Origin of the sequence: Marinimicrobium sp. UBA4509, from assembly GCF_002388575.1 — a bacterium.
Classification (GTDB): Bacteria; Pseudomonadota; Gammaproteobacteria; order Pseudomonadales; family Cellvibrionaceae; genus Marinimicrobium; species Marinimicrobium koreense.
In genome coordinates, this window is record NZ_DGMV01000066.1 from 1 (window position 1) to 2,892 (window position 2,892).

Genomic DNA, 2,892 nt, shown 5'->3' on the forward strand with positions numbered 1-2,892 from the left:
CAGGGTGGACTTGCCCGAGCCGCTGACGCCGGTGACCACCACCATTTCCCCCAGGGGGATATCCAGGTCCAGGTTCTTCAGGTTGTTCTGGCGGGCGCCGCGGACAATGATGGCTTCGTGGGACATAAGCGGGGGCAGACTCCGGAGTTGGCAGAAGGGCTCAATATACGGGAGTTGGTCAGTACGACCAAGGGGCCCGGATGGATGTCAGCCCCTTGGCTCAGTGCTCGCCTCGCCAACAAAACATACCGGCCCGCTTACCCAGCACCCGAATCGATTCGTGCTCGTCCGCCGGCCGCTGCGCCAGACCATAGCACAGGTGCAGGGGTAGCAGGTGTTCCTCGCGGGGGTGACAGTAGCGGGCTTCCGGAGCCGTGCTCCAGTCTACCAGTCGCCCTGACCGCTCGGTCTCGCTCAGAGCCGGGTTGATCAGGGTGTCGGTCAGCCAGTCTTCGAAGGCTTTATTGCGCGCATCGCTCTGCGCTGTGACTGGCTCGAAAAAAGCCTTCATGTTGTGAAAAGAAAAGCCCGAGCCGATCACCAGTAGGTTGTCCCACTCCAGGCTCTGCAACGCCCGCCCCAGGGCGATGTGGGTCGCCGGGTCCAGGGATGTCAGCAGCGACAGTTGGATACAGGGAATATCCGCCTCGGGGAAAAGGAGCTTGAGGGGCACAAACAGCCCATGATCAAAGCCCCTTTCGAGGTCTTGCACGGCGTCCAGTCCCGCCTGGCTGAGCGCCTGACTGACCTGCGTGGCCAGTCCCGGCGCGCCGGGGGCGGGGTACTGAATCTCGTACGACTCGGGCGGAAAGCCGGAGTAGTCGTAAATCAGCGGCGGCTGGGCACCGCTGGTGACGGCGGCGACGGGCGCTTCCCAGTGGGCACTGACCACAATGATCGCCGAGGGCCGACGTAGGCGCTTACCCAGTGAGGTCAGTTGTATCACCAGCTCGTTGTGCGCCGGGTCCCCCAGCAGCGGTAGTGGGCCGCCGCCGTGGGAGATATAGAGAATGTCGGGCTTGTTGGCCATGACGGTGTGCCTCCGGGTTTCCCGTTAAATGCGTTTGGCGATCAGGTTGTCCAGTGACAGTCGCCCGGCGCCCAACAGGGTCAGGGCCGCTGTGGCGGCGAGCAGGCTGAGCGCAAACTCGTAACCATTGTTGGCCATAAACAGGCCATTACCAATGTGCACGCTGAAAATCGCCACCACCATGGTAAAGGCTGACACCAGAGCGGCCGGTCGGGTGAGCAGGCCAAACATCAGGGCCAGGCCACCAAAAAACTCGGCGCTGCCCGCCAGTAGAGCCATCAACAGGCCCGGTTGAAGACCGATGCTTGCCAGCCATTGCCCGGTACCTTCGAGGCCGTAACCACCAAACCAGCCAAAGAGTTTTTGCGCGCCGTGGGCCGCCAGGATGATGCCGGTGGGAACCCGCAGGAGCAGAGCGCCAAAGCCGGCGTCGGATTGCAGAGCGTTTTTAATCAATGGGTGTGACATGGGGAATCTCCAATAACTAGTGGCTGTGGGTAATCAACGGTTTCAGATTACTATCAACTCATTAGTAAATTAATGGGTTATTTGTTGTATTATTGTCAACAAATCATTGATAGTTGAATATTTTCGACAACGGGAGGCTGGCCATGGACCGTTTGACCGCTATGCGCGCCTTTGTCACGGTGGTGGCCGAGGGCTCCTTTACGCGGGCCTCTGAGCAAATGGGGGTGTCCACGCAGTTGGTCAGCAAGTACGTGGGGCAGTTGGAGGTACACCTAGGAGTGCGTTTGCTCAACCGTACGACGCGCCAACTGCACCTGACCGAAGCGGGCACTGCTTATCACGCCCGCGCGAAACCGTTGCTGGACGAGTTGGAAGCCGTGGAAAGCCAGCTCGGCAACTGGCAGCACCAGGCGCGCGGACGTCTGCGCATCAGTGCCCCGGTGTCCTTCGCCGCATTGCATATGGGGCCGCTTCTGGCGGACTTTCAGCAGACCTATCCGGGCATCGAAATCGATCTCCAGCTCAATGATCGCAAGGTGGATATTGTCGATGAGGGCTTCGATATTGCTTTGCGTATCGGCCGACTGCAGAGCTCCTCATTGGTTGCCAAGCGGATCGCACCGGTGCGCATGGTACTCTGCGCTTCCCCTGCCTATCTGGCTGCCCGAGGAACACCCCATAGTCTCGCTTCGCTCAAGGGGCATCGCTTTCTGCGTTACAGCTATATGGATGAGAGCAGCGAGCCACTGCTCAAGTGGTTGATACCCGAGGCCGAGCAGCTGGCCGGGCTGGCGACCAACAATGGAGATGTACTGGGGCGGCTGGCCGAGGCCGGCGCGGGCCTGGTGCTGCAGCCCACCTTCATAGTTGGCCCGGCGATTCAGGCCGGGCGGCTTCAGGTTCTGTTACCGGACCACGAGCCGGAATCCCTGGCTCTTTATGTCGTTTACGCCCACCGACGCCTGCTGGCCACGAAAGTGCGCGCCTTTGTGGACTTCATTGAGGGCTACTTCGGGGATCCACCCTATTGGGATGGGTTTGATGGTCAGCCCAATCGCGGTGTTACACTTAGCTCAGACTAGAGGAGACCCCATGGATACTCAAACCCAAACCGAACTCGAAGCGGCGGCCTTTCGGCGCCTGCTCAAACATCTGGATGAGCGCAAGGACGTCCAGAACATCGATCTCATGGAGCTGGCCGGCTTCTGCCGCAACTGCCTGAGCAAGTGGTATATGGAGGCGGCCCAGGAGCGTGGCCTGGACGTGGACAAGGACACGGCGCGGGAAATGGTCTACGGCATGCCCTATGAGGAGTGGAAGGCCCGCTATCAGACACCCCGCTGATCGGCCCGCCTTATTGTCATATTGTATTTAAGGACACTCTGATTAATTCC

5 protein-coding genes are annotated in these 2,892 nt (G+C 60.1%); 2 read left to right on the forward strand and 3 right to left on the reverse strand.

Going from position 1 to position 2,892, the window contains the following annotated elements; all coding sequences use genetic code 11:
- The 3 genes from B3520_RS17435 to B3520_RS13265 form a co-directional block, all read right to left on the reverse strand.
- Positions 1-126: ATP-binding cassette domain-containing protein (locus tag B3520_RS17435; RefSeq protein ID WP_349678486.1), on the reverse strand; the 126-nt coding region annotated here is incomplete at its 3' end.
- 94 nt (positions 127-220) lie between these two features.
- The gene (locus tag B3520_RS13260; RefSeq protein WP_286876221.1) at positions 221-1,030 is read right to left on the reverse strand and encodes a DODA-type extradiol aromatic ring-opening family dioxygenase; all 810 of its coding nucleotides are present in this window, start codon (positions 1,028-1,030) and stop codon (positions 221-223) included.
- A 24-nt stretch (positions 1,031-1,054) separates the two neighbouring features.
- Complete coding sequence (locus B3520_RS13265; RefSeq protein WP_286807478.1) at positions 1,055-1,498, reverse strand: DoxX family protein; 444 nt, start codon at positions 1,496-1,498, stop codon at positions 1,055-1,057.
- 143 nt (positions 1,499-1,641) lie between these two features.
- Here B3520_RS13265 and B3520_RS13270 point away from each other — a divergent pair, with 143 nt between their 5' ends.
- Together B3520_RS13270 and B3520_RS13275 are read left to right on the forward strand one after the other, a co-directional pair.
- Entirely contained in the window at positions 1,642-2,580 is a 939-nt protein-coding gene (locus tag B3520_RS13270) for a LysR family transcriptional regulator (RefSeq protein WP_286876223.1), read from the forward strand.
- A 10-nt stretch (positions 2,581-2,590) separates the two neighbouring features.
- Positions 2,591-2,842 (forward strand): DUF1244 domain-containing protein, encoded by a 252-nt coding sequence (locus B3520_RS13275; protein ID WP_024462203.1) that lies wholly within the window; start codon positions 2,591-2,593, stop codon positions 2,840-2,842.
- Positions 2,843-2,892 lie beyond the last annotated feature (50 nt).